At 50.5% G+C, this 4,900-nt stretch carries 5 protein-coding genes; all 5 read right to left on the bottom strand.

Annotated features, from left to right (window positions below; genetic code table 11):
• Positions 1–134, bottom strand: a 134-nt coding sequence (locus L0156_09370; GenBank protein ID MCI0603212.1) for a CoA transferase subunit A, incomplete at its 3' end; no start/stop codon positions are given.
• Positions 135–253: 119 nt separating this feature from the next.
• Complete coding sequence (locus tag L0156_09365; GenBank protein ID MCI0603211.1) at positions 254–1,591, bottom strand: acetyl ornithine aminotransferase family protein; 1,338 nt, start codon at positions 1,589–1,591, stop codon at positions 254–256.
• Positions 1,592–1,594: 3 nt separating this feature from the next.
• The gene (locus tag L0156_09360; GenBank protein ID MCI0603210.1) at positions 1,595–3,166 is read right to left on the bottom strand and encodes an aldehyde dehydrogenase family protein; all 1,572 of its coding nucleotides are present in this window, start codon (positions 3,164–3,166) and stop codon (positions 1,595–1,597) included.
• Positions 3,163–4,476 carry an aminotransferase class III-fold pyridoxal phosphate-dependent enzyme gene (locus tag L0156_09355; protein ID MCI0603209.1) on the bottom strand — a complete coding sequence of 438 codons (1,314 nt, stop codon included), beginning with the start codon at positions 4,474–4,476 and terminating at the stop codon, positions 3,163–3,165. The genes L0156_09360 and L0156_09355 overlap by 4 nt, the downstream gene beginning before the upstream one ends.
• A gap of 121 nt (positions 4,477–4,597) precedes the next feature.
• A partial coding sequence (locus L0156_09350) for a P1 family peptidase (GenBank protein ID MCI0603208.1) occupies positions 4,598–4,900 on the bottom strand: 303 nt, incomplete at its 5' end.

Below are 4,900 nucleotides of genomic sequence, written 5' to 3'. Positions count from 1 at the left end.
TTTTTCTTCTGCCGGATGATTTCGTGCCCTGCTGCAAAACAGATCAGGTGTGTGAATCCTTCGATGACGATTGTGTCGCCGTCTTGAACGTAACGTCCGATGGCTTCTTGCATGGACATCAATTTATTTTCCATTCGCAACCCTCAATCTATTGCGAGCATCTCGCCCGCAGTGTCGGCCGGCCTGCCGGCTGAAAGCCGGCGGACATCAATGCCGGCAAAATGCCGGCGCTCATCAATGCCGGCGCTCATTTTTAAAACTTTTTGGATTCCACTTCTGTCAACACGTCGTCCAGAATCGCAAGCCCCAGATCCGCGTCTTCCTTATCCACAATCAAGGGAGGAGCGATTCGAATGATATTTTCTCCGCATCCAAGCAGCAGCAGACCTTTTTGAAACGCCCGCTGCACAATCTCATCCGTTTCTTCTTTCGCCTTTTCTTTTGTTTTTCGATCCCGGACAAACTCAATCCCGATCATCAAGCCGAACCCCCGCACATCACCGATCAAACGATGCCGGTCCATCATGGTCTTTAACTGCGTGAGGAAATAGTCTCCAACGTCCCGCGCATTTGCCATCAGGTGATCTTCTACTAATTCAATAGTAGCGATCGCTGCTTCGCACGCGACAGGGTTTCCTCCAAACGTGCTTCCATGACTGCCGGCCGGCCATGTCATTACTTCGCTCTTCGCGATCATTGCGCTGATGGGCATCCCTGAAGCAATCCCCTTTGCCACACATACGATGTCCGGTTCGACGCCGTAATGCTCGGAAGCAAACCATTTACCGGTGCGACCCATCCCGCTCTGGACTTCATCCGCGACATATAGAATTCCGTACTTCTCACAGATCTGTTTGAGGCGCTGATGATAATCGGGTGGAGGAGCGATGTAACCCCCTTCTCCCTGGATGGGTTCAACAAAAACGGCCGCCACATCGTCAGGCGGAACCATCTTGGCGAAGTACTCCTCTTCCAGGACATTCACGCAGTAAAGATTACAGGTAGGATAGGTCAGGTTATAAGGACAACGATAACAATAGCCGAAAGGAACATGCGTAACTCCCGGCAGAAAGGGCGAAAAATGCTGCCGTTGTTTCATCTTGCTTGCCGTAAGACTTAACGCGCCCATCGAACGGCCATGAAATGCACCGAAAAACGAAATCAGACGGGATCTTCTTGTGTTGTAGCGCGTCAGTTTAATCGCGGCTTCCACGGCTTCCGTTCCGGAATTTCCAAGAAAAACTTTCTTGGAGGATTTTCCCGGAGCAATTTCCGCCATCTTCTTCGCCAGAGCAGCAAAGGAAGGATAATAAAAATCGGTCGAACAGATGTGTAGAAATTTCTCCGACGCTTCTTTGATGGCCTGCACGACTTTCGGATGTGAATGACCTGTGGTTACAACAGCAATGCCGGCCATGAAATCAAGAAACCGGTTTCCATCCACGTCTTCCAGCATCGTTCCTTCGCCGCGTTTTACTACCAGGGGATATTCCTTGATGTAGGAAGTTGACGTGAACTGTTCATCTACATCGATTATCTCTTGTGCCTTCGGACCTGGCGGCTTGACATGGATCTTCGGATAGCTCTTCATGATTTATCCTTCAACAACGGTTCTGCTTTGCTCACGCAAAAACTTGATCAGGTAATGAGGACCTAGCGCAGCCGGACCGGTAGAACCGGAAGCCTTCCATCCACCGAACGAATTTACTCCGGGCCAAGCTCCGGTCGTCGCCCCGCCTCTGCGGTTCACATAGGTAACGCCGGCCTCGATGTTGTTCAGGAACTGATTCACTTCGTTCTCTTCACGGCTGAAAATCCCCGCGGTCAGGCCATAAATCGAACGATTGGAAAGTTCGATTGCTTCGTTCAGTGATTCCACTTCGGTCACAAGTAGAATCGGCAAAAACATTTCCTCATAAAACAATTCATGGTTCTTATCTTTCATCAGCGCAATCGTTGGTTCCACGTAATATCCATTTCCAAACTCACCCTCTTTCCGGACAATGCCGCCCGTCAGTATTTCTCCACCTGCTTGTTTGATTCTTTCTATATACTTCTCGTAGTTCTTGCGGGCACTTTCATTAATCACAGGACCGAGGAAAACTTCCCGGCGCAATGGATTCCCCATCTGGATCGCTTTTGTTTTTTCCAAAAGTTTTGGCACAAACTCTCCGCGTAATCCCGGTAACAAGTAAGCCCGCGAACAAGCGCTGCACTTTTGCCCGCCGAAGCCAAAAGCAGATCTCATGACTCCTTCACTTGCAGCATCCAGATCGGCAGAAGGAGTGATCACGACAGGATTCTTTCCGCCCATTTCCACAACGACCGGTTTTGGATACTTGCTGGAGAAATTCTTGTAGATGTGCATCCCGACCGCGTAGGAACCTGTGAATGCGATGCCCTGCGTGCGCGGATGTTCCACGATGGTTTGACCGACTTCAGATCCCGAACCGGCCACAAAGTGGACCGCATCGGCAGGCACACCCCCTTCGCGCAGCACTTCGTAAAGCATGGCTCCAATGATCGGTGTATCGTGTGACGGTTTGAAAACCACAGTGTTGCCGGTGACAAGCGCTCCCGCCACCATTCCTGTTGAAAGAGCGAGTGGAAAATTAAAGGGCGCAATCACTCCCCAAACGCCATAAGGCACCAGCACGCTCAACGTCTTTTCGTTTGGACTGATCCGGTCCAGAGGCCGCGAATAACCTTCGTTTTCGGCCATATTGTGGCAGTAATAGCGGATCAGATCCGCGGATTCCTCCACTTCACCCATCGATTCCAAACGGTTTTTTCCGGCTTCATAGGACATCCACGCCGTCAATTCATACTTGCGGCGCTGGATGGCGTCGGCAGCTTTGTTCAGGACTTCTATACGGTCCCTCCAACCTCGATCCCGCCACGCAGCAAACGCTCCATGCGCAAGATCAACCGCTCTGGCTGCTTCTTCCTTTGTCGCCTGCTGGCTGTGCCCTAAAACGATTCGGGTATCGATCGGCGATTTCACCGGAACCGTGCGTTCATTCGTGGAGGCTACTCCTCCGATCCTGTTTGGATGGACCTTTCCAAAATCCTTTTTGATGTCCTCCACAGCCTGTTCAAACTGCTGGTGGAATTCTTCGGAAGATCCGATGGTTGTATAAGTGATTTTTTGTTGTTGCTGCGTCATATTACTTGCTCCAATGATTTCTTAAAACATTTGATAAAGTCTTCGATTTCTTGATCCGATACCGTAAACGGAGGCGCTATCATCACAAGATCTCCGTTTGTTCCGTCCACATGACCAACGTTGTTCCACAGAATCACTCCATTTTGGAATACTGCTTCCGTGAAACGTTCCGCAAATTTTTCGGAACGGGCAAAAGGCGCTTTTGTTTTTCGATCCTGAACGAATTCCACCGCCCACATGAGTCCTTTTCCGCGCACGTCACCGACAACCGGAAACTCTCTGAGATCGTGAAGCCGGTTTCCAAGAACCTCCCCCATCTCCGCACAACGCTCCACGAGTTTGTGTTTTTTCAGATAGCGGAGGGTTGCAATTCCCGCAGCACACGTCACGGGACTATGCGTATACGTCTGCGCGTGATTGAAGTAGCCGCTTCCGGCGGCGAGCTGATCCACAATCTCCTTCTTCGAAACCAGCACGCTTAACGGGACGACTCCGCCATTGATGCCCTTGCCTGAAACGAGAATGTCCGGAATGAAATCAAAATGTTCAAACGAGAACCACTTACCGGTTCGTCCCATTCCGGCCATCACTTCATCGGCAATGAACAGCACGTCGTATTTCTTGCAGACTTCGGAAACACGCTGGTAATACTCGCGGCTCGGCACCACAGCGCCGGCTGAGGATCCTATAATCGGCTCGGCAATAAAGGCTGCGACCGTTTCCGGACCCTGCTTCACGATTTCCTCTTCCAGCAATTCGCCGGTGCATGCTTTGCAGCCCGGATGCCGGTAAGGGTCAGGAGCTGCGATTCTGGGGAACTCTGTTAGCAATGGACCAAAGACACTGCGGTAATGTTCACGTCCTGAAAGTGAAAGCGCAGTAAGGGTGTTGCCATGATAAGAAGGAGTTCTGCTGATAATCTTCCACTTCGAAGCGATTCCTTTCTCATACCAGTACTGCCGCGCGAGTTTTACTGCAGCTTCATTCGCTTCCGAACCGCTCGACAGAAAGTAACTGTACTTTAAAGTTCCGGGCAAAATTTCCGCAAGTTCAGCAGCGAGAGTCTCAACCGCATCGTGGGTGAACTGAGTACCGTTGACGTAAGGAAGCACGCGAGCTTGCCCTGAAAGTGCGTCGGCAATTTCCGGAACTGCGTGTCCGATGTTCACGACAACCGCTCCGCCAGCAGCATCGAAATACCGTTTTCCATTCTCATCCAGAATGAAACAGCCCTGAGAAGAAACTGCCTTCGTGAATTTTTTGTTTAGCTTCCGGTAGAAGACAAAACTCTCGGGATATCGATAGCTCATAAGATTGGATTCCCTGGCGGGATTGGCGGCTCTCCAGCAGCCACTAAATATTATCTATGAATTTCGATGCTTCACCAATAGGATTGTTAATTATAGCCGTAAGTTACAGATAAGTAACGGCTTAAATGGCACTACGAATTGTGGAAAACCTGTGGATAACCTGTTGCAAAGTGACCTCAGAAACCACCTGAACCTTGAGCAATTTTCCGTTCTGACCGGAGATTCGATTGCCTGTGGAGAAGGCAATAGATAGTGGCGAAGCGCTCAGCTCACACAATCTTTGGAGTTGTCGTGGCAAAAGCGGAGCATCGGTGGCGAAAATATCGGTTTCACCCACACGATGTGTTTGAATCTCATAAAGCGAAGTAGCGCGGGCATCCCGTTGCGAAGTAGCGCGGGCATCCCGTTGCGAAGTAGCGCGGGC

This window comes from bacterium, from assembly GCA_022616075.1.
Taxonomy (GTDB): Bacteria; Acidobacteriota; HRBIN11; order JAKEFK01; family JAKEFK01; genus JAKEFK01.
Note: the sequence above shows the minus strand (reverse complement) of the source record. Positions and strands in the feature narration are given on the sequence as shown.